General features: G+C 52.7%; 20 protein-coding genes. 16 read left to right on the top strand and 4 right to left on the bottom strand.

The genetic code is table 11. The features are described from left to right. Positions 1–684 (bottom strand): response regulator transcription factor, encoded by a 684-nt coding sequence (locus M4I36_RS16475; protein ID WP_258112853.1) that lies wholly within the window; start codon positions 682–684, stop codon positions 1–3. 210 nt (positions 685–894) lie between these two features. Between M4I36_RS16475 and selD the strand changes: the two genes are divergently transcribed. From selD to M4I36_RS16510, 7 genes are all read left to right on the top strand, one after another. Further along, positions 895–1989, top strand: a complete 1095-nt coding sequence (gene selD, locus M4I36_RS16480) for a selenide, water dikinase SelD (protein ID WP_258112854.1) — start codon at positions 895–897, stop codon at positions 1987–1989. 50 nt (positions 1990–2039) lie between these two features. Further along, positions 2040–3308, top strand: a complete 1269-nt coding sequence (locus M4I36_RS16485; protein WP_258112855.1) for an MFS transporter — start codon at positions 2040–2042, stop codon at positions 3306–3308. Positions 3309–3791: 483 nt separating this feature from the next. After that, positions 3792–4721, top strand: a complete 930-nt coding sequence (locus tag M4I36_RS16490) for an ABC transporter ATP-binding protein (RefSeq protein ID WP_374986567.1) — start codon at positions 3792–3794, stop codon at positions 4719–4721. A gap of 2 nt (positions 4722–4723) precedes the next feature. After that, the gene (locus M4I36_RS16495; RefSeq protein ID WP_258112857.1) at positions 4724–5689 is read left to right on the top strand and encodes an ABC transporter ATP-binding protein; all 966 of its coding nucleotides are present in this window, start codon (positions 4724–4726) and stop codon (positions 5687–5689) included. 198 nt (positions 5690–5887) lie between these two features. After that, complete coding sequence (locus M4I36_RS16500) at positions 5888–7669, top strand: peptide ABC transporter substrate-binding protein (protein ID WP_258112858.1); 1782 nt, start codon at positions 5888–5890, stop codon at positions 7667–7669. A gap of 77 nt (positions 7670–7746) precedes the next feature. Further along, positions 7747–8640 (top strand): ABC transporter permease, encoded by an 894-nt coding sequence (locus M4I36_RS16505; protein ID WP_258112859.1) that lies wholly within the window; start codon positions 7747–7749, stop codon positions 8638–8640. Positions 8641–8700: 60 nt separating this feature from the next. Beyond that, positions 8701–9654 carry an ABC transporter permease gene (locus M4I36_RS16510; RefSeq protein WP_258112860.1) on the top strand — a complete coding sequence of 318 codons (954 nt, stop codon included), beginning with the start codon at positions 8701–8703 and terminating at the stop codon, positions 9652–9654. A 97-nt stretch (positions 9655–9751) separates the two neighbouring features. On the opposite strand, the gene M4I36_RS16515 is transcribed toward M4I36_RS16510, so the two are convergent. Further along, positions 9752–11053 carry a uracil/xanthine transporter gene (locus M4I36_RS16515; RefSeq protein ID WP_258112861.1) on the bottom strand — a complete coding sequence of 434 codons (1302 nt, stop codon included), beginning with the start codon at positions 11051–11053 and terminating at the stop codon, positions 9752–9754. Between the two features lie 104 nt (positions 11054–11157). On the opposite strand from M4I36_RS16515, the gene M4I36_RS16520 reads away from it, so the two are divergent. The 3 genes from M4I36_RS16520 to M4I36_RS16530 all read left to right on the top strand — a co-directional run bounded on the left by M4I36_RS16520 (position 11158) and on the right by M4I36_RS16530 (position 13843). Further along, the gene (locus M4I36_RS16520; RefSeq protein WP_258112862.1) at positions 11158–11898 is read left to right on the top strand and encodes an HAD family hydrolase; all 741 of its coding nucleotides are present in this window, start codon (positions 11158–11160) and stop codon (positions 11896–11898) included. A gap of 70 nt (positions 11899–11968) precedes the next feature. Next, positions 11969–12184, top strand: a complete 216-nt coding sequence (locus M4I36_RS16525; RefSeq protein ID WP_258112863.1) for a DUF378 domain-containing protein — start codon at positions 11969–11971, stop codon at positions 12182–12184. A gap of 78 nt (positions 12185–12262) precedes the next feature. Beyond that, positions 12263–13843 carry a Na+/H+ antiporter NhaC family protein gene (locus M4I36_RS16530; RefSeq protein ID WP_258112864.1) on the top strand — a complete coding sequence of 527 codons (1581 nt, stop codon included), beginning with the start codon at positions 12263–12265 and terminating at the stop codon, positions 13841–13843. A 102-nt stretch (positions 13844–13945) separates the two neighbouring features. Here the strand turns inward: M4I36_RS16530 and M4I36_RS16535 are convergent, their stop codons facing one another. Both M4I36_RS16535 and M4I36_RS16540 read right to left on the bottom strand, forming a co-directional pair. Beyond that, positions 13946–15337: a purine-cytosine permease family protein gene (locus tag M4I36_RS16535; protein ID WP_258112865.1), complete on the bottom strand. Its 1392-nt coding sequence runs from the start codon at positions 15335–15337 to the stop codon at positions 13946–13948. Positions 15338–15432: 95 nt separating this feature from the next. Continuing rightward, the gene (locus M4I36_RS16540; RefSeq protein ID WP_258112866.1) at positions 15433–15960 is read right to left on the bottom strand and encodes a transcription repressor NadR; all 528 of its coding nucleotides are present in this window, start codon (positions 15958–15960) and stop codon (positions 15433–15435) included. A gap of 285 nt (positions 15961–16245) precedes the next feature. On the opposite strand from M4I36_RS16540, the gene M4I36_RS16545 reads away from it, so the two are divergent. From M4I36_RS16545 to M4I36_RS16570, 6 genes are all read left to right on the top strand, one after another. Further along, positions 16246–17988, top strand: coding sequence for an ABC transporter ATP-binding protein (locus M4I36_RS16545; RefSeq protein ID WP_258112892.1), 1743 nt, complete (start codon positions 16246–16248; stop codon positions 17986–17988). Further along, complete coding sequence (locus tag M4I36_RS16550) at positions 17985–19811, top strand: ABC transporter ATP-binding protein (RefSeq protein WP_258112867.1); 1827 nt, start codon at positions 17985–17987, stop codon at positions 19809–19811. The genes M4I36_RS16545 and M4I36_RS16550 overlap by 4 nt, the downstream gene beginning before the upstream one ends. A 234-nt stretch (positions 19812–20045) precedes the next feature. Further along, the gene (locus M4I36_RS16555; protein ID WP_258112868.1) at positions 20046–20942 is read left to right on the top strand and encodes a DUF7847 domain-containing protein; all 897 of its coding nucleotides are present in this window, start codon (positions 20046–20048) and stop codon (positions 20940–20942) included. 210 nt (positions 20943–21152) lie between these two features. After that, a complete protein-coding gene (locus M4I36_RS16560; RefSeq protein ID WP_258112869.1) occupies positions 21153–22616 on the top strand; it encodes a hypothetical protein in 1464 nt (487 codons plus the stop codon). A 238-nt stretch (positions 22617–22854) separates the two neighbouring features. Continuing rightward, positions 22855–24150, top strand: a complete 1296-nt coding sequence (locus M4I36_RS16565; protein WP_258112870.1) for a glycoside hydrolase family 18 protein — start codon at positions 22855–22857, stop codon at positions 24148–24150. Between the two features lie 328 nt (positions 24151–24478). Then, positions 24479–25369, top strand: coding sequence for a hypothetical protein (locus tag M4I36_RS16570; protein ID WP_258112871.1), 891 nt, complete (start codon positions 24479–24481; stop codon positions 25367–25369). Positions 25370–25458 lie beyond the last annotated feature (89 nt).

The raw sequence follows: 25458 nt of genomic DNA on the forward strand, positions 1-25458 counted from the left end.
CTACCGTCCTCTCTCGACTTGAAAGACGTATCCTACGCCACGTACAGTCGCGATATAAGACGGCCCGTCCGACTCGTCAATCTTCTTACGCAAAAAGTGCACGTAATTTTCGACCGCATTGCCAATCACTTCGGCATCCGGTCCCCAAACGCGGTCCAAAATAATTTCTTTGGATAATACTTTCCCATGGTTGCGTAAAAAAAGTTCCATGAGTTGAAACTCTTTAGCGGTCAGGGACAGCACTTCACTGCCTTTCTTAAGTTCCCGGGCGTTGAGGTCGAGAGCGAACGGTCCCACAGACAGCGTCTCTGTCGCTTGCAAATTGCCTGTGCGGCGAGTCAGCGCGCGCACGCGTGCGAGCAGTTCTTTATTGGCAAAAGGTTTGATAAGGTAGTCGTCCGCTCCGGTGTCGAGACCAGTCACGCGGTCTTCCACCGTGTCCTTGGCGGTGAGTAGCAAGATGGGAACTGTCAAATTCTCCTGCCGCACCTGTCGCAAAATGTCCAAGCCACTCAGGCGTGGCAGCATGATGTCTAAAATGAGCGCGTCGTATGAGTTGGTCAGCGCTAAATCGAGACCAGTTTCGCCGTCGAAAGCGGGATCGACCGCATAGTGATTTTCTTTTAACAGTTGGACAAGAGCCGCAGAAAGACGGCGTTCGTCCTCGACCAAGAGGATTCGCATCAAGGCACCTCGCTGTTCAGTTTGTGCATGGTTTACAAAGAGATTTCACGCTCCATTTATTGTACATGAAAAAGCTTGGCAGACTCGTTTTCAAGGTAATTTCAACGGAAATTCAAGCGCTTCTGAAGGCCCTGGCGAGGTGGCGGACGGCGTGGTAAAGTGGATGGGAAAAAGGTGTCCAGGTGGCACCGGGGAGGGAGGCGACGAACCGTGTCTTGGCAGTCAATTCGGCTCACTGAATGGACCGACAAAGCTGGGTGAGGTTGTAAATTGGGTCCGGGGGACCTGCAGAACGTGTTCTCTTTGGTCGATTTGACCATGTCTCATCCAGATTTATTAGTTGGCACCAACACGTTGGATGACGCTGGAGTTTTTCGCCTCACGCCGGAACTGGCCCTGGTTCAGACGGTCGACTACTTCACTCCGATTGTCGATGACCCTTACGCTTATGGCCAAATTGCTGCGGCCAATGCGCTCAGTGACATTTACGCAATGGGCGGGGTGCCGAAGACAGTGCTGAATATTGTCGGCTATCCGATAGCCAAATTACCGCCAGAAATTCTCGCTAAAATTCTTCAAGGCGGAGCGGACAAAGTGCGCGAAGCGGGGGCGGTCGTGGTCGGCGGTCACTCCATAGACGATGTCGATCCGAAGTTTGGCATGGCAGTCACGGGCCTCGTCCATCCCGACCGCATCTGGACAAATAGCGGAGCAGAACCTGGAGATGCGCTCATTTTGACCAAGCCGATTGGAGTCGGAGCGGTCACCACGGCTATCAAGCGCGGCATCGCCTCGGCGGAAGATGCGGCTGAGGCGACTGCGGTGATGGTTACGCTGAACCGCGTTGCCGCAGAAGTCGCGGCTCATTTTACAGTGCACGCCTGTACCGACGTCACCGGCTTCGGCTTGGCTGGTCACTTGCTGGAGATGGTCAGGGGCTCTGGCGTCTGTGCCATACTGTTTGCAGACCAAGTTCCCCTCCTCGCTAATGCTTATCGATATGCTGAGGACGGCGTGGTACCGGGCGGATCGAAGCGCAACGCTCTTCACGTTCAGCCGCATGTCGTCTACGACTCGGCGTTGAATACAGGGCTTGCCGCACTGATGACGGACAGTGTGACATCTGGTGGGCTGTTGCTCGCCGTGCCTGAGCAGGAAGCGCCCGCTTTGGTAAAAGCTTTGCATGCTGCTGGCTTGGAGGCTGCAGCACGGATTGGTCGTATTGAGCCGCTCTCTAAGGGCCCTTCCATATGGATTCGAGCGATGGGCTCAGGTCCCGAAGAGGGTCAGCCCCATACTCGGTAATTCGGGGGAGGGGATGCAGGTAGTTCGCTGGCAAGGAGAGGGGTATCGGTATGAAAGGTTCGCGCGCTCGAGAATTCGGCGTGCGCCATAAGAAAAGAGAAATTCCCGCCGTTTTGTGGATGCTGGCCCTCGCCAGTCTCATCAATGTCGGCGGGCTTTCCTTGCTCTGGCCCGTCAACTCTATCTATATTCACGTACGTCTGCTGCAATCGATGTCGACCGTCGGCTGGGTGCTCATGGTCTATTCCGGGTCTGGGTTTGTCGGGTCACTGATTGGCGGTTGGTTGTACGATCGCGTTGGACCAACCTGGACACTCGCTGGCTCTAGCGTCTTAGCCGCGGCGGTGATTGTCATTCCGGCTTTGGATACTTCGTTTGTGGTTTACATCGGAGTGATGGCTACCTTTGGACTGTTCTGTGCCATTCCGTTTCCGGTGCTCAATGCAATTGCCTCGCACGCCTGGCCAGAAGGAGGCAGACGTGCCTTTAATTTTCTCTATGTCAGTAACAACATCGGTGTTGCGATTGGAACAGCGATTGGTGGATTGGTCGCCGCAGCTTCTTTTCAAGCGGTCTTTTTTGGCATCTGTATCGGCTATTTGGTCTTTGTTGGCCTGACGTTGACGCTGTTTCGAAGGCCATTTTTACAAGCCTACAGGGCTGGCCGCCAGCAGCGCTCGGCGACGACAGACAGCGTTTTGCACATTGGCGATGACGGGGATGTGCAAAACGAATTGCACGCGCCCATTCCCTGGGGCGCCGTTCTCCTCGTTTTGATGGGCTTTCTCTGTGCTTGGTCTGTCTATGTTCAGTGGCAGTCTACTTTGTCTGTTGACATGCAGGCGCTACGCTATCCACTGGCGGCATACAGCATTCTCTGGACGATGAATGGTGCTCTCATTTTTCTCGGTCAGCCAATCATTACGTGGGTTGTCCGCCGATTACCAGTGCTTACGCTACACATGTTAGTGGGCGTATGCCTGTACGTCTTTGCTTTTGGACTGCTCCTCGTCAGTCACGCTTACATCGCGTTCGTTGCAGCGATGATTTTGACGACGTTTGGAGAGATGTTTGCATGGCCGTCTGTTCCGGCAGCCGTTTCTAACCTGGCTCCGCCTAGCAAAGCTGGACTGCTTCAAGGGTTGGTTGGCGGTGCTGCGACGCTCGGGCGCATGATTGGGCCACTCTATGGGGGATACTTGTACGACGCTGGCGGAATTCACTCAGTACTTCTCTTTGCATGCTCGTTTCTCAGCATGCCCTTGTTGCTCTTCATCGTGTTCCACTTTCTCACAAAGCGCATTGTTGTGGTTGTGTGATGTATTCTCACACCGAACAGTCTCAATTCCACTTCAGAAAAGTCGATTTACATTTACAATTTTATCATGAAAACGGATTCAGGATTTTTCTAAGAGAACTCTTAGATACTAAAGCAATTTTGAAAATCGGCGTCAGATAAGGCTTTTTCTGTTCTTAGTTCGTGATTTTCCGAATATTTGCCATCCAAATGAGTGTTACATGTTCTTTACAATAAACCTGACACCAAGTACAATGTCCCCATCACAGAGAACTCATCAATCCTCATTGAAGAGAAGAGACGCGCCATTGGGAACTGACGATTGTAGAATTACGATTGCAGTATGGTATCGATTTCTCTGTACATGGGATGTCTCTTCTCACAAGGCTTTTTTGTCATAGTGTTTGCAGTGTACTTTCCTCCGCGGCAGGACGCCAAGGAACCTATAGGGGTGTGTCCAGTGTCGAACGTTCTGGAAGTGGAGAACTTGAATGTCGAGTTCAACATGGACGGCAAGTACTATCACGCTGTCCGCGACGTCTCCTTTTATATTGAGCCGGGTGAAGTGCTGGGGCTTGTCGGAGAGTCTGGGTGCGGCAAGAGCGTCACATCGCTTGCGTTGGTTCGCCTTTTGACGAAGACAGCACGCATCAGCGGCTCGGTTCGTTACAACGGCAGAGACTTGTTGACTCTGAGTGACAGCCAAATGCGCCAGATTCGCGGCGACGAGATTAGCATGATTTTTCAAGAGCCCATGACGTCGCTCAATCCGGTCTATAAAATTGGCTCACAAATTTCTGAGACGCTGTTGCTTCACCGAAACATCTCAGCGCGCGAAGCGTTTGCTCAGTCGGTCGAAATGCTGAAAAAGGTGGGCATTCCTCGGCCTGACGACATCATGGACGAATACCCGCATCAGTTATCGGGCGGTATGCGCCAGCGCATCATGATTGCTATCGCCATGGCTTGCAACCCACAATTGTTAATTGCGGATGAGCCGACTACGGCTTTGGATGTGACCATTCAGGCACAAATTCTCGAACTGATGAAGGGTATCGGTTCGGAGTTTGGGACATCGACTCTGCTCATTACTCACGACCTCGGCGTGGTGGCAGAGATGTGCAACCGAGTGGCGGTCATGTACGCAGGAGAAGTTGTGGAGCAAGGTAAGGTTGACGATATTTTTTACAACCCGCAGCATCCGTATACACGCGGGCTGCTGAACGCCATTCCGAAGATTGATGCCGAGTCGAAAAGTCGCCTGCAGCCGATTGAAGGAAATGTACCGTCGATTACACGCATGCCCAGAGCGTGCCGCTTCGCACCGCGTTGCGTGCATGTGATGGACCGCTGTAAGGTGGAACCTCCGCCGCTCTTTGAAACGGACGATGAGCACGTGGCTCGCTGCTGGTTGAACGAAGTGAAGGAGGCGTAACGATGAGTGAAGTGTTGCTCGAAGTCAAAGACCTGAAGAAGCACTTCCCAATTCGCCGCGGCTTTCTTCGTCGCCGTGCGGGTGCGGTTCGTGCAGTGGACGGCATTTCTCTGCAAGTGATGGCTGGCGAGACGCTCGGTGTGGTAGGCGAGTCGGGATGCGGCAAGTCGACTATGGGCCGGAGCATTCTGAGGCTTGTGGAACCCACGTCTGGCAGCTTAAAATTTCAAAATCGCGACGTGATGGCGATGAACAAATCCGAGTTGCGCGCCGCGCGCCGAGAAATGCAGATTGTTTTCCAAGACCCATACGCATCGCTCAACCCGCGTTATACCGTCGCTCAGACGCTGTCGGAACCGATGGAAATACACGGTCTGCACGACTCTGCCGCGCGTCGGAAGCGAGTCGAGTCAATCTTGGACCGGGTGGGTCTCGACCCGTCCTACAGCAGGCGCTTCCCACATGAGTTTTCCGGTGGTCAGCGTCAGCGCATTGGAATTGCCAGAGCTCTGATTTTAAACCCCAAACTGATGATTCTGGATGAGCCCGTTGCCGCTTTGGATGTGTCGGTTCAGTCTCAAGTCATCAATCTGCTAGAAGATTTGCAGCAAGACTTCAACTTGACCTACATTTTTGTCGCTCATGACCTGTCTGTCGTGAAACACATCAGCAATCGGGTGCTCGTCATGTATCTGGGTAGGATGGCAGAGTTGGCGTCTTCCTACGACCTATTCTCGAATCCGCTTCATCCATACACGAGAGCGCTCTTGTCGGCAGTTCCAGTGCCGAATCCAAGGGCGAAGCGGGAACGTATCATTCTTCAAGGAGATTTACCGAGTCCCGCCAACCCGCCATCCGGTTGTGTTTTTCATACGCGCTGCCCGCTCGCGCAAGACATCTGCACGCAAAAAGTGCCAGAGTGGCGCGAGGCAGATGCGAATCACTTTGTAGCCTGCCATCTTGCCTAATTGGAGAAAGTGTCAATCCGTGAAAGGGGGGATGCGGTTGCGGTCGGACCATCCGTACTGCTGAGATTTGTGGTATACAGCCACTGAGTGGCCATGTTGCCACTGTTTATGGTTTGTCAGTTCCGGATGATGCGTCGGCGAGCGCTCTGCATTCTAGGTACCCGTTTCACTGGAATTAGACAAAAGGGGGAAATTGTAGTGAAGATTAGGAAGTCGATGACCACTGTATTGGCCATGTCCGCTGGCGCGGCGTTGCTGGTGACGGGTTGCGGCACAAGCAGCAACTCTACGTCCACGGCAAAGACGAATACCACGAATACCACGAACACGACGGCGTCCTCTTCGGCGACACCACAAAAAGGTGGAACCGTAACGGTAGCGCTACCTGAACAAACTCAAATCAACTGGTATTTCCCGCTGGTCAATTCTGGGATGGACAGTTTGTACAATTTCCAGGTCATCAACGAACTTTACAAACCGCTGTTGTGGATTGGCAGTAACTATCAGATTGATTACAAATCGTCAATTGCGAGCAAAATCACCTATAACGCCGATGGGACCGTCTACCATGTGTACATGAATCCAAAATGGACATGGTCGGATGGCAAACCGGTCACTTCAAAAGATGTCCTCTTCACGTGGGATTTGATTAAAGCCACCTCTAGTCCGAAAGCTCCGGCTCCGTGGCCGTACGTGGGTGCTGGCTCTGGTGACATCCCGCAAGGGGTACAAAGTGTCGTGGCAAACGGCAAGTACGAGTTCACAGTGACGCTGAAAAAGCCGGCAAACCAACAGTGGTTTATCTACAACGGTTTGACAGACTTGGTGCCACTGCCAAAGCAGACGTTTGACAAGTATCCGACAAACATGACGAAGGAAATTACGTACTTGGGCAAGAATGCGACCAATCCGAACTTTGATACGGTCGTGGATGGTCCGTTTAAGTTGGCAGACGCGGTTCCCAGTCAGTCTTGGACGCTTGTACCCAATCCGACGTATCCAGGCCATAAAGCGCTGGTGAATAAAGTTGTACTCGTGTACGAAGGTTCCAATGCGGCTGAGTTCTCTGGTCTGAAGACGGGTGCCATCAATGTAGGCTACTTGGATTTCAGCCAGCTCGGTGAGAAGTCTGCGCTGACCTCGATGGGTGACATTGTCTGGCCTGCGTATGGTGTGTCGTTCTTTGATGAGATGCCAGACTTCAACACAGGCACAGAGGCTCCGTTTATGAAGCATCTGTACATTCGTCAAGCGTTGATGATGGGTCAAGACCAGAGTGCGATGAACCAAGCTCTGTATAAAGGTTATGGGATTTCTCAGTACAGTATTTTGCCGCCAAAACCGATGACGTCTTTCTTAGACCCGAAATTGACGAAACCCATCTATCCATTCAACATTGCGAAGGGCAAAGCGCTGCTTGAGAAGCATGGTTGGAAGATGGTCAATGGGGTCATGACGAAAAACGGCCAGCAATTGAAGTTCATCATGCTCTATTCTGGTGGCTCCACAACAACGACAGACCAGATGGAAATTCTCAAGGAAGACTGGGGCAAAGAAGGCTTTGACGTCATCCTCAAGCCGATGCCGTTCTCTACATTGGAGAGTGTCATTTCCAATCCGAAAGACGCGAGCCAGTGGGGTATGGCAGCTGGGCAAGGTATTAACTGGGGCGGTTCCTATCCGAGTGGCGGTTCCATCTTCGGAACTGGTGGCGGCTTGAACAGCGGCGGCTACAGCAATGCTACGATGAATGCGCTTATCAAGAAGACGCATGAACCGGCTCCGACGGCTGCCGATGCTTTGAAGAGACTGTTTGCGTACGAGGACTACGCCGCAGAGCAACTCCCGGTCATCTTCACGGACAACGCTGCTGGCCTCAATGTCACGGCTTCCAACGTGCACGGCACGCAGAAGTACTACAACGGTGTGACGGGCTTCCCGCAGTTCAACTACTGGTGGATGTCTAAGTCCTCGAACTGAGTTCGATAGCGATACTTTGAAAGATAGGGTCCCACAAGGGAAAATGCTCTTCCCTTGTGGGGGAAAGGAGGAAGCGGATGCTCAGCTCGTCATTTGCGCAAGACCAGGCCGAAGAAATCAGTCTCGAAACACTGATTGAACGCCCTAAATTCATGCGCCGTTTTTGGAAAGCGACTACCACGAAAATTGGCGTCATTCTGCTCAGTTTTCTCATCCTGTTCTCTTTCGTCGGTCCACTCATTTATCGGCACAGCGCAATTACGTCTCACCTACTGCACACGTTGCAGCCGCCGTCAGCCCGCTTTCCTTTAGGCACAGACAGCCTGGGCCATAACGTTCTGGCACAAATGATGGTCGGTGGTCAGTCGTCCCTCGAAGTTGGGTTTGCCTCCGCTTTCTGCGCCATGATTATTGGTGTCTTGTACGGCATGACGAGCGGCATCTTCGGTGGTTGGCTAGACATTATCATGATGCGTATTGTCGACGTGATTCTGTCCATCCCAACGATTTTCATCCTCCTCTTTTTGAATGTTGTCTTTCTTCCGAATCTCTGGATTATGATTTTGATTCTCGCGTCGACCTCGTGGCTTGGGGTCAGCCGCCTTGTTCGAGCGGAAGTGCTGGCCATCAAGAATCAAGTCTATGTGGAAGCGGCGAATGCCCTGGGTGCTTCTACGTGGCGCATCATGGTTCGCTACATGTTGCCAAACTTTCTCGGAACCGTCTTGGTTGCGGCTACGCTCGGCATTGCGGACGCCATTCTCGCTATCGCGGGACTGAGCTTCTTGGGCTTAGGGCTACCACCGCCGACTCCTAACTGGGGCGGAATGTTGTCTGACTCGATGAGCTATATGTTCCAAAATGCTTGGTGGCTCATTTATCCTCCCGGCCTTGCGATTTTGATTGCCGAGGTGTCCATCAACCTGATTGGCGATGGCTTGCGGGATGCGATTGAAACTCGCCACCGCTGAGGTTGGCGCCAACTGGTTCGGCATAGATTCGCATAACACAAAGGTGGGAGGCCGTCTGATATGATTGGGTATACAATACGTCGCATCTTGCAGGCCATTCCGACGCTTCTCGGTGTGACGGTCATCTCGTTTTTCCTGATGCACATTGTGCCGGGCAACCCAGTTCGGATTTTGCTCGGCAACCGCTATACGCCTGAGCGTGCAGCGTTACTCTCAAAACAACTCGGACTCAACAAACCCGTTTGGGTACAGTACTTCGTCTGGTTGGGGAACATTTTACACGGAAACTTTGGATACTCGTACGTCTACAATAAACCAGTAGTGTCGCTCATCCTGCAGGCGCTGCCGCATACGCTCATCATCGTCGTCGTGGCGGTCATGTTAGCGCACATCTTTGCCGTATTTCTCGGTTCGGTGCAGGCTTACTTTGAGAATTCTCCCTTTGACCAGATTGTTACTGTCATCAACTACTTCTTCTACGCCATGCCAGCTTTCTGGTTGGGGATTTTGCTGATTATCTTCTTTGCCATCGACATTCCGCTTTTTCCGTCCGGCGGAATTACGAATCCGACCGTCACTCATCCAAGTTTTGGAGATTTTGCGATTCATCTAGTACTCCCCGTGGTTACGTTGATGCTCATTTCTGTCGCTGGGTGGGCGCGATTTATGCGTTCCTCGATGCGCGAGGCGTTGCTGCAAGACTACGTGCGTACGGCACGGATGAAAGGCGCGCGCGAATTCCGCATTATCTTTGTTCACGCGCTGCGAAACTCCATCTTGCCACTTATCACGTTGCTCGGTCTGTCTCTTCCCGGTCTTTTGGCTGGTGCGCTGTTTGTGGAAGAAATTTTCAACTATCCAGGTATGGGGTTGTTGTACTGGAACGCGCTGAATGACCGCGATTTTCCAATCTTGCTTGCGGTGACGGTATTTCTGGGGATTGTCACGGTTATCGGCAACTTGCTTGCCGACCTCATTTACAGCTTGGTCGACCCTCGCATTCAATACCGTTAAGACGTCTTTGCTTCTTTGCAAAAGGAAAAGGGCAGGCTCTCACTGTTTAGAGGAGAGCCTGCCCTTTTTTCAACGCAATGTCGCCACGAGACGCCGGTCACTTCACGTCGTCCCAGTGGATTGTGTTTTCGAGCAGGAGAGAGAGCAGAATACCGAGCAGAAGTCCGTTTCCAAGGAGAACCTGCAAAAAGGCGGGTATCGTTGACAGTACCCCAGCAGGCAAGGCGAAAATGGCGAGTCCAGTCAACACGGGAAGAGCGAGACGAAACGTGTTTCGTGCATCCCATTCTAATTTTGGCAAATTGATCAGTGCCGCTCCGAATATCTGTAAATACGCCACGAAGAGCACTGCATCTCCGACGGAGATGGGCAGCGTCGACATGAGCCCAGAAAGAGTCGGAATGGCACCGAGCAGGATGAAGAGGATGGAGGCTATGATGAAAGGCAGCCGATGGACAATACGCGTGGCTCGCAAAAATCCGATGGCGGACGTGTAGGGGGCGTAGGGAACTAAGGAAAACAGCCCTGACAGTGCTGTGAAGATGCTGGTGAGAACGAATGAAGCTTTGAATTTGCGAGCACTCGTCGCCCGACCGAAAACACTTTCAGCTGCGCGTAGCGTGGCGACCGTATTCGTCATGTTAATCACCGCAGCTACCACAGCTGCAATCAAGAATGCAGGCTGAAACGCCGGACGCCCGAGCACAAACAATTGGCCGATATGTGCATAACTCGGAACCACCTCAGGAGAACCTTTGCCAATCAACAGAACAAAGAGCAGCCAACCCACAGCGAGCCCGAGAAGAATGCTGAGATTGGACAGTAGGCCCTTGCCAAACAAACTGAGTCCTGCCACCAGTACGATGAGCAAAAGTGACAGAAGCGCGATGCCCGGATTAACTTTCGATCCGTTGTCAAGCCCGAGTGCTCCTTTAAAGAAAACATCGATGAGCTGGGCAGAGAGTAAAATTAAGAGTACCGTCATGACCATCGGGGTGAACAGTCGGTTCAACCAGCGGTGGAAGCCAAAGAGAGCAAACACGACCAACATTCCTCCGCCGATGACCATGCCCATCGCCAAACTGCCACCAATGACAGAGAGAGGCGTGCCCGTAGCGCTGCCAAGATTGGCTAGGTTTAAAATAATACCCCACCAAAATCCGCTCTGGCCCTCCATAATAGGCAGTCCGTGGCCAATCCAAGCTTGCAGTAGGCAGGCAATTCCGGTGAAAATGAAACTGCGTGCCATGAGGCCGCTGACGACGGCATGGGAAAGATGAAACGCACCACCGATGGAGAGCGGAATGACCACCGTATTGGCAAAGAGAAACCCTAACCACTGGATGCTCGCCAAAGCAGTGGAAATCCAGTTTGCGGGTTTCCTCGAAGTCATCTGCATCGAAGAGAGTCTCCTTTTGCGGGGCAGAGTGGCCTCTGCACCTCCGTTGTATGATACCTGCACCGTTATATCATGGATTTCAGAGAAAGGGGAAGTCTGAACGCATGCCCGCCAAGCCGAGGCGCCGTTTTGAGGTGATTTTTTTCGATCTCGACCATACTCTCGTGGACACTCATCGCCAATACCTCGTTGGTTTGCAGCAAACGCTTGACGCACTTTATGGTGGACATTTGCCTTCCGATTTTCGAGAACGCTTTTTGGCTAATCATGATCGCCTCTGGGAAGCGTTTGATGCGCGTCAGATAACCATTCAAGAATTGCGACGCCAGCGGTTTTTGCAGACATGGCGGGAGTTTGGCGAGGAAAAGACAGTCTCCGATGCAGAGGCATTTCAACAAGCATTCGATGCAACGTTCAATCAGACTCTGCGCGCTTTTCCGCACACCGACACAATGTTGGCAGAATTGGCCGACACATTTCGGTTGGCGATACTCTCGAACGGATCGGCCGATGTTGTTCGTCGAAAGTTAGACGTGCTCAAGTTGAGCAAATATTTTCCGAACGATTGGATCTTCATTGCAGAGGAAATCGGTCCGTCGAAACCAGACAGGGCGGTCTTTTTGCACGCCTGTCGTGCCGTCGGCCTAGAGCCTTCGCGTTGTTTGATGGTTGGGGACAATTATCGTTGCGATATTCTCGGCGCAAGAGCATCGGGCCTTACGGCACTATGGTACGTGCCAGAAGGGGCAGGCGTGGACGTCTCGCTCGGCCGGCAGTCTGGAGAGGAGCCCGTAGTGACTGCAGCGGAAGTGGTCGCGGCCATCCGAAACATGGAAGATGGCTGAGCAAATGTGGCGTTTTTCGGTCTATAAGCGTCCATCTCCTCATAAGTAGTGGTGAAAAGGAGGGGTGGACATGGCGGAAAAGGTCGCCTGGTGGTTGGTTTTGATTGGGGCGCTCAACTGGCTGCTCATTGGGCTCTTTCAATTTGATGCGGTACAAGCGATGGGTGGCTACGTCTTTGCCAATCATGTGGTTCTGTTCAGCCGCGTCGTCTACACGCTGGTCGGCTTGGCGGGTATCTACTTGCTGCCACAGGCGTTCGGAGTGCGCATGGTGCGCAAGAGCTGAACCCAATTTCTACATCGTATGACTTTCCTTCTGTGTGAGATGTTACCTTCAGGCACATCATCTGCAGGGGGAATTTTTATGTATGGCACAGTTTTTGCTCTGATTCCGTTTCTCGTGGTCATTCCCATCGCGCTGTGGACCAAACAAGTCATTCCTGGACTTGTCGTGGGCTTGTTAGTGGGTTCTTACATGCTTCATCCAAACGTCGTGGGCGGATTACAAGCAAGCCTCACGTATCTCGTCAATCAAGTGAGTGTTCCTAGCAACGCCAATCTGCTGCTCTTTCTGTTTGGGTTTGGAAGCTTTGTTGGGTTGGTCCGGGTCACAGGCGGTGTGGAAGGCTTTGCACAGTGGATGGGCACCCGCATCAAAACGGCGCGCGGTGGATATGGGGTCACTTGGCTGACGTCGGTGTTTACCTTTATGGCTCCGGATTTTCGCATTGTGGCCATTGCGCCCATCATGAAAAATGTCATGACCAGGCTCGGCGTCTCGCTGCGCCAGGCCGCGTTCATGATTGACCTTACCTCCACGCCATTGATTGCCCTCATTCCCATTGGTACGGTTTTCGTAGGATACATGATTGGTCTACTTGGCACCTCTTTGCAACATACCACTTCCCACTATAAGCCCTTCCCGCTGCTGCTCGCTTCGCTCCCTTTCAATATTTTTTCGTGGGTGGCGCTCGCCTATGGGATTTACGTCTCCTTCTTTCATAAAATCCCAAAGAGTCAATCTGCAGCCTCTACGACCGATGGGTCTACTCCTGTCCCCGGTCAATCTGGCCACACGTCTGCGACATCTTCACAAAATCTTCATCCAACGCCTCAGCTTTCGCCGCACTTGTCGCACCGGGTGCGAATTGCCCGTGCTGCCGCAAGCGCTGAGACGGGCGCCATGGGCGTGCACACGGGTCAACCGGACAACAGTTTTCCAGACGCACTGGATGAGGCATCCGGACAAGTTAGGCCAGATGCTTCCAATCTCATTTTTCCACTCATTCTGCTACTTATCTTGACCTTCGTTTTGACCTGGTGGAGCGGACATGCGGGTGCCGCCAATCTCGTCCAAGCCTTCTTGCGCGCGAATGCATCGCGGGCCATGCTCGAAGCGCTGATTGTTACTCTCGTGGTCAGTTCGGTGTACTACCTATTCAAGCGCCAAGGCATTGACCGCATCATGTTCGGATTTCTCTCCGGGGGAAACGAGATGATGTCCGTCAACGTTCTACTCCTGTTTGTTTGGGCGGTGTCTGCCATTTCGGCCGATCTCGGTTTTGCCCAGTTCACTCAGAAAGAAATCACGGCTTTTGTGCCCGTCGCCTTTTTAGTGCCAGCGCTCTTTGTACTCGGGTGTCTCATCTCTTACTTTATCGGATCGTCCTTTGGAGCGTGGGCGATGCTCATGCCCCTTGGCTTTGCGATTGCCAACGCAGGTGTGGGTCACCTGCCCTTGATTGCGGGAGCGGTCTTTGCCAGTGGCACGTTTGGCGGATTTGCATCGCCGCTCAGTGACAATACAGTCGCCATGGCCACGGTCACCAAACTGCCGCTCATGGCTTATGCGAACTACAAGACGAGAGTCGCTATCTGGCTGTGTTTGGTGTCCACCGTACTTTATCTCGGACTGGGTTGGGTGATGTCGCACCACGTCTTTTAGTCCCTGAACACAGACGTCATCACAGACGTCTGGTGAGAGCGAGGCACTGCTGGTCGCGGTGCCCGCGCTCGTAGGGATTCACTGCGGTTGTAATGGTCTGTCTTAAGGGTTGGAAACGGCCCGAACAGAGCGCTTTGTCCACACGAACATGACCGCGAAGGCGACTAGAAAGCCCACATAGAAGGTGAGGTCTGCGCCGTTTAGACGGTATGCAATGGGGCCCTCATAAAGGCTACTCGACATAAAGGGAACAGACACCGCGAGTCCTATGAGAAACGAGGCTAGGCCGCTCCAGCGAACGGTCGAGATAGGCGGTGGAGTGTCACCTATGGAGGCGGATCGACCCACCCATGCGTACGCAAACAGTACTCCGAGCCAAGGCGTCATCCAGTAGCCGAGCAGAAGCAAGAAGTTTTCGTAGTTGTTTTCAAAGCCTCCCGCTCCCGCCCAGGATAAGGCTAAGCCTACAATGCTAGCGAGGATGGTCAGAGCGTACCGAGGCAGACGAATGTCGAGGGCGCCAGCAGACAATCCATTCGAATACAGATTGAGCGCATCCGCTGCAGTTCCGCCGAGAATGACGGCGACTACGGCGAGACCGCCAAAGTTTCCGGCCACCAGGTGAAGCGCTTGAATGCTGTTCCCACCATGGGGTCCGGCTAAAATCGCGACGCCAAGGCCCAACAACTCGAGCCACGTTGCAGACAAAAAGTTGCCGATAAACGCAAACAGACCAATGTTGCGCCGCGATGTGGATGAAGCCAGGTAACGGCTGTAATCGGAGGCGTACGGAGCCCAACTACCGATGTAAGAGAAGGCTGCTGCCACCATGATGCCAAAGAGAGCCCAGGGATGGTCTGCTGTAGGATGATACGCGCTGAGTGATGTTCCGTGCTGGACGACGAGCACACTGATGAAGACAAACAGGATGCCTAAAATGACCGACATCGCCCGTTCGTAAGTGTGAATTAAGTTGTGGCCATAGATAGCGAGCAAAGCTTGAAGAATCACGAGCAGGAGTGACCCTGCGTAAAAAGGGAGGTGCGGAAAAAGAATTTGCAGACCGAACGTGCCTAGGATGTTGTTGACGGCGAACCAACCTGCCGTGGACAAGTAGTTCAGGGCCGCGGGAAGGTAGCCACCACGCCTTCCGAATGCAAAGCGACCTATCATGAGCTGCGGCAAGCCGTAAGTCGGCCCCATCGTGGCGGCTAGTGCGACGACAAGAGACCCGAGCATATTGCCGAGGAGTAGGGCGGCGAGTGTCCAGCCGAAAGGCAGACCTAGTGAAATTGGTAGAAATCCGAGAGCGTAGTCGGCAATCGTCAGATTGCTGCCAAACCAGAGCGTAAATTGACTTCGCGCTGACCCATGCCTGTTTGCGTCGGCAATGGGCTGTACTCCGTACGGCTCCACTTGAAACACTTGTGACGTATACCCTGATGAGGCGTGTGCGTTGTCCGTTCCATTCGCGGTCGATTTCCTGAGCGACATGATTTCTCCTCCTGTGCAGCCAAATGGATTCCACCTAAGTGTATATACACCTGAATGCACAAGAGTGCAACTGCTATTCTAGTTTTCACGTTCGTTTAGAGCACTTCGATGCCTTTGGCTGCTAGTGCGACAAGGGCTTGATTAAGGCGGGCTGAGCTCGGGTAACGGACGCTGTGTAGGTGGTGTCCGTCTGTCAGTGTCAGTAAAAAAGGTGCTTGACACAAGGATGCTTGTCGCAAAAATTCGTCGACATCGCGACGTGACTCCACGCCGAGTTGACCGGTCAATGTGCCGTATAGTGGGTGCTCGACCTGTACGTCGAGGACGGCAATTCCGTGGTCTACGAGAGTGTATAGTTCATCCGCCGTCTGACTGGACCGATGGACGACGGACAACACGGTCACGTTCGCTGGTTTTTTCGAACTTTGGAGGCAATATCCGCGAGCCGTCGAGAGAATCTCATGACCACGCGAGCGGAGCAATGCGATGTCATGGACGACCACCTGACGCGTGACCTGTAACTGATTTGCAAACTCTTGACCGGGGATAGGTTGGCTTGTTTTGCTGAGTGCCTCTAAAATATATTTTTGGCGATGCTGGCGATGGTCCGGTGCTTTTATCATGCTGGTACTCCTTCCGATGGAACTGCGTCTGCCCAGAAGTTGTTTCCAAGGTTCGCTTAGGCCTTGCCACCGAGCGATGAGAGCGGTAGACTAGAATCTATCTGATTTTCGGCATCCGAAACGTTCTTACAGATAGAATAATATATACCACAATATTCAATATCCAACGAAATGCCTGACCGTGTACCATCCGCTTGTCATAACAAGATCTGACCTTCGATGGACCGAACGAATCGCCACACGTCACGGATTTTCTAAGCTCACAGAAGGAAAGGTTTGGTTCCTGTGAACCCGCGCACCTTGCTGAAACAGTTTATGTTGGAACACAAATGGGCTTATATCGTATCGCTATTGTCCATTGTACTCTCTGAATTCGTCACGGTTCAATTTCCAAATTTATTGGGTCAATTCACCGACTTGCTCCAAGCCCACAAGATGACTCCTGCACTCATTTTGCACTACGCCATTCTGCTCGGAGCCGTGGGGGTTCTTTATGTCTTGCTTTACGGCGTGGGCCAGCTTTGGAATGGCACCTTGGGGCGGCGTTTCGAGTATATTTTGCGCCGACGGCTGTTTCACCATTGGGAGTTGCTATCCACGTCTTATTATCGCTATCGCAGCATTGGTGATTTGCTCAATCATGCGATGACGGATGTTCGGCAGGTTCGAGAGGCGTTGTCTGGCGGCTTAAATATTTTGACGAATGCCATCTTTTTGCTTATTGCAACGCTCTATATGACATTGCGGACCGTGCCGATGGAATTGACTCTGTACTCCATCATCCCCCTTCTCTTCGTGCCTGTTTTTGTTGTTTGGTTTGGACCGAAAGTTCGACTTGCGTCCAAACACGTGCAGGAAGGTCTGTCGGATATGGCGGAGTTGACCGAAGAGAGTCTGAGTGCCGTGCGACTCATCAAGGCCACGGGCAACGAAGAGGTGGAAGCTGGCCGATTTCGCTTGCGGGTGGAGGAAATTGTTCGCCGTCAGATGACGATGTTTACTCGGTCTGCGCTCTTTCAGTCGATGATTCCTCTAATGGGCTCCATCGCTTTTGCCATCGCCTTACTGTACGGGGGATATCTCGCTCTGACCGGACGCATTCTGCTCGGCAGTTTCGTCGCTTTTACGCTCTACTTGACGATGCTCATTCAGCCGCTCCAGCAAATTGGTTTCGTCATCAACAACTTCCAACGCGCTTCTGCGTCGTTGGCGCGGCTCGCGGTGCTACTCGGTGAGATGCCAGACATCGAAAGTCCAGAGCATCCCGTTGAGCTGCCAGTCGTTCGAGGAAGAGTAGCCGTGCATTTGCCGACTTTTCAATATGCTGATGCAGAGGAGCCTACTCTCACAGGCGTCGATTTTGAATTGCCAGCGGGGCAGACACTTGGAATTGTCGGACGCACTGGCAGTGGAAAGACGACGTTGGTCAATCTTTTGCCTCGCATGTTTGACCCGCCAACTGGCACGTTTTTCTTGGACGGTGTAGACGTGCGCGACCTTTCGTTGCAGACGTTGCGTGAAGCCATTTCCTACGTACCGCAGGATGGGTTCTTGTTTTCTTCGACCGTTGCCGACAACATTCGTTTTGGAGATGAATTCGCGTCGTCTGACGAAGTTGCCTCGGCAGCTCGAGACGCCTGCATTTACGACGATGTCATGAGTTTTCCAAGTGGTTTTGACACCGTTGTTGGTGAACGTGGTGTCACCTTATCAGGGGGCCAGAAGCAGCGAACGTCCATCGCCAGAGCGCTGCTCAAGAATGCGCCCATCCTCATCCTTGATGACTCGCTGTCAGCCGTCGACATGAACACGGAAAAGCGCATTTTGGCAGCCCTTGAGCGCCGCCGCGCTGATAAAACAAACATCATTATCTCGAATCGTCTTTCCGCCGTCCGTCACGCTCACCTCATCATTGTTTTGGAGGAAGGCCGCGTGGTGGAGCGAGGGACTCATGATGAACTGTTAAGACACGATGGCGTATACGCCAAGATGTATCATCTTCAAGAGGCAGAGGAGGCGGTTGGGTGAGTCAGGCGGAACCGACAATTGGGAAAAAGCGACGATCTCAGTCCTCCGATGTACCGACGAGCGGCATCCACAGTCTTCTGAAGTTGTTGCCTTTCGCGAAGCCGTTTACGTGGAACTTTATCGTGGTCTTGTTTCTTGTCATCATTTATAACGGAACTTCCGTGTTACAGCCATATCTTGTGAAAATTGCGATTGACCGAGATCTTTCGGTGCACCACCCAAACTACCAAGGACTGCTTCACATCACCATTATTTATGTCGTCATTGTTGTCCTGGGTGTGGTGGCTAACTTCGCACAAGTACTCGTGTTGCAATATTCCGGTCAGAGCATCATTCGAGAAATTCGCTTACAGTTGTTTCGCCATATCGAGAAGCAGTCCATGAGTTTTTTTGATACCAACTCGATAGGACGCTTGGTCACCAACGTGAGCAGTGATACAGAGACAGTCAGCCAGTTTTTCACACAGTTTTTTCTGTCGATGATGCGCGATGGACTGTCTGTGGTGATGATTGTTATCGCAATGTTTGAACTGAATGTGAAAATCGCGGCCATCTCCATGATCATTCTCCCGATTCTATTCGGCATATCCTTTGCGTTTCGCAATCGCCTCCGAAACGCGTACCAAGCTACGCGCTCGCGCCTTTCTGCAGTGGTGTCGTTCCTCGCGGAGAATCTGGCAGGAATGCGCATTATTCAAATTTTCCATCAGGAACGTCGCCAAGACGACCGCTTTGGAGAGTTGAACGAAAAACACCGTCGTGCCAACGTTCGCGAGTATCGGACGTCCGTGTTTTTCAACCGCGTCTTGGAGTTGGTTGGCAACTTGGCGGTCGCTGCGGTCGTGTGGTTTGGCGGCGGATCGGTGCTACACGGTGCCATTCTGTTCGGCACGCTCTATGCGTTCATTTCATACATTCGCCAATTTTTTCAGCCCATCAACTCTATGACGCAGCAGTGGAACACGCTGCAGTCGTCGATGGTATCGGCGGATCGCATCGGGAAATTGCTGGAGCGCGAACCATCGATTCAAGATAAACCGGCCGTAGAGCGTATCGCTGACGTGTCGAGAGTGCGTGGACAGGTCGAGTTTCGAGGCGTGACTTTCTCGTATCAACCTGACATGGTGGTTTTAAAAAATATTTCTTTTCGCGTAGAACCGGGAGAGTTCATCGGTGTGGTGGGGCCGACTGGTGCGGGCAAGAGTTCCATCATCAGTCTGCTCGCCCGGTTCTACGAGCCGCAAATGGGTAGCGTGTTGATTGATGGCAAAGATGTTCGCGACTACGCTCAAGACGACCTTCATCAGGTGGTGGGTCTCGTACAGCAGGAAGTCAATTTGTTCACTGGCACGGTCCTCGACAACATTCGGCTGTTTCGGGAAGACATTCCGCGAGAACGTGTGGTCGCCGCTGCGGAGCGTGTGGGGGCACATCATATTATTGAGCGCATGCCTCATGCCTATGACACTCCGCTCGTTGGCAAGGGGCAGAATCTGTCCATGGGTGAGCGGCAGTTGTTGTCGTTTGCGCGAATTATCGCGCTCGACCCGCGCATTCTTATTCTGGACGAAGCGACTGCCAACTTGGATAGTCAGACGGAAGAGTTGGTGCAACAAGGTCTGCAAGCAGTCTCTGCATCGAGGACGACCCTTGTCATCGCTCACCGTCTCGCCACAATTCGCCACGCAGATCAAATTCTGGTGCTCGAAAAAGGCCAGTTGGTGGAGCGGGGAAGGCACGACGAATTGGTGGCGAAAGGCGGATTGTACGCGTTGCTTGCCGAAAAAAGCGGCGTGAATGCTCGTGTCGTGAGTGGAAGCTGAAAGCTTCTGCCCATCTGAGCATAGGGCCTTTCAGAACAATTGCAGACACGGTTCATTCTTTCGCCCGGTGTGTGCCAGACCGTTCAAAACGAGGCAGTTTCGGCAACCAGCGGGGTGGTATGCTATGATGGTCAAAGTTGACGATGCGCACCTTCGGGCATCGGTGTGGTGGTCGCTGGGTCGATTTACAGGAGTGGCCGCACCGCCAATTTCCTATAGGGGGTTGACCGAGACATGAATGCTCCGCGCCTGACGCGTCCGCCGCGAACTGTGTTTCAAATTTTGGGAGAAGCCGTATTGCTTTACATTCGAAACTTCCGCTTCGTCTTTAGCGCTGCTGTTTTCATTTTGGTGCCGTTCAGCATTCTCAGCATTTTTGTGACTTCGCACTATGAGACGACGTCGTTTCTTCACCAGATGAGCGTAGCTTTGCAATCAGTCCTCTCTGGTACCTCTTCCACCTCGTCACAGACCGCAGACCTACTGGCCTCGCGAGGATACACTTGGTTGACGGCTGTCTCGTTCATTTCGACATTTTTGGTCACGCCGTTGCTCGACGGAATTCTTGTCTTTTTTGTTTTGATGTTTGCCGTGAATGGTTCGCGCGCATCGCTCAATGATGCCTCTTCGCACACGTTTCGGCGCTTATTGCCATACATAGGAACGCTGATTGTCCTTGCACTCCTCGGAATTGGCTGTGTTTTTGTCTGCTTTATCGTCATTTCGCTGATTAGCGCTCTGGTTGCTGTCGCGGGTCTTGGCAGTATTGTGTTTGGCATCTTGCTTGCTTTAGTAGTCCTGTTTCTCATCTTCTTGGCAGTTCGCATTGGCTTTGCACTGATTGCTACGCTGGCCGACCGAATTGGCGGGTTCACCGCGGTTCTCCGTTCATGGCAGTTGACTCGTCGCCACTTTTGGCGAACACTCGTCTTTTTCATTATGGTGTTGATTTTTACAAGCGTTCTGCGCACCCTCTTGTCGTATCTATTGGGGGCGATGAACACGAGTGTAGTGGCCGAGTCGATTATTCTCGCGATTTACAATTTGTTTGTGCAGCCTTGGGCGGTCCTTGCCACCACACTCTACTATGTCGACTTGTTGGTGCGCCAAACCACTCGATTTGGTATGTGAAGTCGCCTGGTATAGCACGATGCAAACCGAGCATACGGTCATCCGGTGAACCGAGAGGGCAATGCGTTTGGAGCTTCGGATAAAAGTTCAGGTTCTGACCGGGTGGCGTAAAGGTAGACCGCTCGGCTTCAGAAGAAACCGCAGCGCCAGACCCAGCGCGAAGTGAGCCTACGATGGACCGACACAAACCTAAAGGAGGCGTGCGCGATTTTGCGGCTACAGAAGGTTTTGCAATCGGCTCTCAGCGTGCCGACGGCGATTCTCGTCGTGTGGCTGTGCATCTTCGCGTGGAACGCACTCGCTCCGCTAACCGACCCAGACACTCCTTGGCATTTGGCTACTGGGGCCTATATTTTGGCGCATCACCACATTCCTCATCACGACCCGTTCTCTTGGTCCATGCGCGGCCACCCTTGGATTACGCAAGAGTGGTTTTTCGAGGTGGTTCTAGCGTGGCTTGCGGCAAAACTTGGCTTCTTAGGGGTTTGGTGCTTAATCGTCGTTGTGGAACTCGTCACGTCTCTGCTGGTCTTTCAGTTAGCCATGTGGGCCTCCAAGCGCAATACAGTGGTCGCGGCCCTCGTGACGGTACTCGCTTCCTTGGTTCCGTGGTCGTTCTGGGTGCTGCGACCACAAATCTTCTCCTATGCACTGTTCGCGGCATTTCTGCTCATTCTGGAGATGGTCCGGCGCGACCGTTGGAAAGCACTGTTCTTCGTCCCTCCTTTGATGCTGCTCTGGGCCAATTCGCACGCATCTGTCTCTCTCGGCCCACTCATGCTCTTCTTTGAACTCATCCTCTCCTTTGCGCCTCCCATTGGCAAATTTCAGCCCTTGCGTTTCTCCACAGCGAACCGCTGGCGAATTCTCATCACGGGGCTCGTTGGCGCAGGCATCGGATTCATCAATCCGAATACTTGGCACGAATATGCATATGCGCTCCTCGGCGAGAATCATCTCATGGTGCAGAGTATCGTCGAGTGGCATTCACCCAATTTCCATTGGCATATGTACAAATACGGCGTATTGCCGTTTGTTCTCGTGTTATTTTTTCTCGTTGTCGGGAGAAAGCGCTCGGTTTCGTTGAAATATTTTATCTACGTCTGTGTCACGTTTGCTCTGACCCTCATTTATCAGCGGTTTTTACCCTATATGACCATTGCCGCTGCGCCGCTCCTAGCTGAGGCGATGACCGGATTTGGCCGCTATTTTATCCGATCCCGCTGGTACACCCGCACTCTTTCTGGACTGGCGTCTGTGGTTGCTCTCGTGTTTCTGGCGCAGGCGATGCCAGCCAGTCGCGGCCCGGTTTCCGAGCACTTTTCAACGGGAGCTTTTCCTGCAGGAGCGGTTCAGTACTTACACCGTCATCACGTCACCACCAGTCTTCTCAATGCGTATGATTGGGGCGGCTATCTTATCTATAACCACATTCCAACGTTTGTCGATGGCAGAACGGACATCTTCTTAGAAAATGACACATTTGCAAATTACATGCAGTTGCAAAATCTTGGCTCTGAGGCTCCTGCACTTCTGGACGACTACGACTTTCGATATATCCTCATGCCCCCTAGCTATCCTCTCTCTGTATTCCTCCTTCATGACCCTCATTATCGTGTCGTCTACCAGGGCAATATATCCGACATTTTCGAGAGAATTTCCCCTTCGGTTTGACGGAACTGGCCGTTGTGTCAAGTCCTATCCGACAAGTTATTTGTTCTAATCTTGGTTCCAAGGATGGATTTGGCTTAATCCTCGTGGGTTTTCTCCTGCTTTAATGGGCGGCGCTCGATGGTCTCGAATAAGCACAAATGCCCATGACTGCATAGGATGCTCTAATCCATTCTGGGCAGAGTGCCAGACACAGCGGGTCATTCTGTCCGCAGGGAAGCACTTAAAGGGGGAGAATTCTGTGCGTATCCATACAGTGGTTCGCGGCGATACCCTTCGTCAGATTGCTGCCAACTACGGTACCACCGTTCGCGAGTTGTTGCGCCTAAACGAGTTGGAAAGTGAAAACATCTTAGTTCCAGGGCTGCATCTCATTGTTCCCGGGGGCGACGTCACAGTACAGGAGTACACTGTTCAAACTGGGGACACGTTGGCCTCGATTTCCAAAAAACTTGGGGTGACGGAGCTGGAATTGTCCAATTGGACTGGCGTCAAGAGTCAAGCACAAGCGACCGCGCTGTGGAAACCTGGTCAAAAGTTGTACCTGCCCAAAAAGCTCACGGTGAAGAAGACCATTGAAGTCAATGGGTACATCACCCCGTCTGGGACTCCAGATGACGCGGAAATTCTTCAAATGACACCGGACCTCACGTACGTGTCGATGTTCTCGTATCAAGCCAGGCTGGACGGAAGATTGGTAAAACTGAAAGACACCATCGCTCGGCAGGCGGCAAAGCGAGAAAAGATGGCGCCGCTCATGACGGTCACGAATTTTGACGGCAACAACTTTAGTACCAGTCTCGCTCATACCATTCTGGCCAATGCATCGCTTCGACAGAAACTGTTGGACAACGTGCTCGCCGAACTGAGTGCCGGACAGTTTCGCGGTGTGAACGTCGACTTTGAGCACATGCGGCCAAGCGACCGACCTCTCTACAATCAGTTCATCGAGCAAGTAGGTAAAGCCGTTCGTCCGCGCGGGTATTCTCTCTCCATCGCTATGGGGCCAAAGACGTCGGACGAGCCGAATGCACCGTGGATGGGAGCGTTCGACTACAAGACGCTCGGGTCGTTAGTGGATTTTTTGATGTTGATGACCTACGAGTGGGGATGGGTCGGCGGTCCTCCAATGGCTGTGGCTCCTCTTCAACAGGTTCGATCCGTTCTCGATTATGCGACTTCGGTGATTGTTCCGGATAAGATTCTCATGGGCATGTCTCTGTACGGCTACGACTGGCCCATTCCTTGGCACAAGGGATTGCGGGCGGCGAGTCTCTCCAACAACAGTGCCCAAAACCTTGCTGTCAGTCAGCAAGTGCCGATTCAATTTAACGAGTCGGCTGCGTCTCCGACCTATCGTTATGACGCAGGTCCACAAGAGCACGAAGTCTGGTTTGACGACGCCCTGAGTGCCGCCATTAAATTCTCTTTGGTCTATGAATACGGCTTGCGCGGCATCTCTTGGTGGGTTCTCGGGAATTCATTTCCGCAAGCTTTCTATCTTCAGAAAGATACCTTCGAAATCAAGCGCATCTAGCCTATTTTAGAGCGTGATGGCCGCCATCCAAAGGTGGCCATCGCGTCTCGTTGAGTAGAAGTCGGCAAGTAGCGCGGGATGACGAGTGGATTGACCAAAATACCGACAAGCAAATTGAGCAAAATGTGGGCAAGCCAATTGACCAAAATGTGGACGAGCTATGACCTATATGGGTAGGGTTTTGTGAGCATGCCCTGAAAACGTTCTACAAAAGTCCTCATCTTCGGTGGTGACGGTGGCACTGTCTTGTTTCATCGGGCAAAATAGAGAGAAGGAAACAACAAGGATGTCACCTTTCACTGGAAGCTCAATGGTATGGGGGGAAATTATGAAAAAGAAACTTTGGAGTGGTTTGCGAATTGGCGTTTCGGCGGCGGCTATTCTCGCCGCCGTGACAGGGTGTGGCACGGTGGCTGCCAGCACGGGGGTAGCTTCGGCTGCCACGCGCGGAGATGTAGCCACGGTTACGGTCAATAAAACGGCGCAGGTGTTGGCGGGAACTCTGCACGCTGGGTCGAAACGAGACGAGGCCGTATTTGTTTTGACCGCACGGACGAAGAAAGGGAGTCCGGCAGCGAACCAGCCAGTGACGTTTTACATCGGACCGATGGCGCCACTGAGTGGCGTAGGACCGGCGCATTGGTATGCATCCGGTACTTCGGCAGCGAAAAAGTACGTTGCCAGCTATACCGACACTACCAATAAAAAAGGGGAAGCAACATTAGTACTCTTGGGTCAGCCGACGAACTCCATGGAGATGGTAGGAGTCCGCATCGGTAATCTCAGCAGCTACAATGTCAAGACAAAGAAAGTTGGCGGCGTGCTCGATGCGTGGTGGACGTCTCCAAGCGCGACGCGTACTGCGCCGGTTGGCGATTACGTCACGACCACGCCGTTTCTGACGAGTTCGAAGAAAGGGTCGCAGGTTGGATTTGCTATCGGGGTCTACAGCAGTCAAGGACCGATTCAAGGCGCCCATGTGACCATTGGAGGAGCAGGGATGGGCAGTGGCACTGGCGGATCGACCATGATGGGCTCGTCAAACTCGACGGCGATGCCTATCACACAGCTGACAACGAGCAGCAGTGGCATGGTGACAGATACTATCATGGAACCGAACCAGCGCTCGGTGCAACCAGCGCGCATTGTCGTAACCGCCCCCAAACGCGACGAGCGAATCGCGGGTGGCATGAGCGTGGAGTGGCTGGCCAGCAATTGATGGTGATTCTGCGACAGAGAAGGCCAACGGCCCCATGATGTGTTGTTAGGGTCAACGATGAGGGGCATTTCTAGGTCTCTCGATGGAAT

Origin of the sequence: Alicyclobacillus sp. SP_1 (assembly GCF_024706985.1) — a bacterium.
Lineage (GTDB): Bacteria > Bacillota > Bacilli > Alicyclobacillales > Alicyclobacillaceae > Alicyclobacillus_I.

Bases quoted from the DNA above. Each gene is read 5' to 3' on its own strand.
- M4I36_RS16490 (WP_374986567.1), top strand. From the start codon at position 3,792: ATGGACGGCAAGTACTATCACGCTGTCCGCGACGTCTCCTTTTATATT.
- M4I36_RS16520 (WP_258112862.1), top strand. From the start codon at position 11,158: ATGCCCGCCAAGCCGAGGCGCCGTTTTGAGGTGATTTTTTTCGATCTC.
- M4I36_RS16570 (WP_258112871.1), top strand. From the start codon at position 24,479: ATGAAAAAGAAACTTTGGAGTGGTTTGCGAATTGGCGTTTCGGCGGCG.
- M4I36_RS16495 (WP_258112857.1), top strand. From the start codon at position 4,724: ATGAGTGAAGTGTTGCTCGAAGTCAAAGACCTGAAGAAGCACTTCCCA.
- M4I36_RS16485 (WP_258112855.1), top strand. From the start codon at position 2,040: ATGAAAGGTTCGCGCGCTCGAGAATTCGGCGTGCGCCATAAGAAAAGA.
- M4I36_RS16535 (WP_258112865.1), bottom strand. From the start codon at position 15,337: ATGTCGCTCAGGAAATCGACCGCGAATGGAACGGACAACGCACACGCC.
- M4I36_RS16525 (WP_258112863.1), top strand. From the start codon at position 11,969: ATGGCGGAAAAGGTCGCCTGGTGGTTGGTTTTGATTGGGGCGCTCAAC.
- M4I36_RS16505 (WP_258112859.1), top strand. From the start codon at position 7,747: ATGCTCAGCTCGTCATTTGCGCAAGACCAGGCCGAAGAAATCAGTCTC.
- M4I36_RS16515 (WP_258112861.1), bottom strand. From the start codon at position 11,053: ATGCAGATGACTTCGAGGAAACCCGCAAACTGGATTTCCACTGCTTTG.
- M4I36_RS16475 (WP_258112853.1), bottom strand. From the start codon at position 684: ATGCGAATCCTCTTGGTCGAGGACGAACGCCGTCTTTCTGCGGCTCTT.
- M4I36_RS16510 (WP_258112860.1), top strand. From the start codon at position 8,701: ATGATTGGGTATACAATACGTCGCATCTTGCAGGCCATTCCGACGCTT.
- M4I36_RS16555 (WP_258112868.1), top strand. From the start codon at position 20,046: ATGAATGCTCCGCGCCTGACGCGTCCGCCGCGAACTGTGTTTCAAATT.
- M4I36_RS16540 (WP_258112866.1), bottom strand. From the start codon at position 15,960: ATGATAAAAGCACCGGACCATCGCCAGCATCGCCAAAAATATATTTTA.
- M4I36_RS16530 (WP_258112864.1), top strand. From the start codon at position 12,263: ATGTATGGCACAGTTTTTGCTCTGATTCCGTTTCTCGTGGTCATTCCC.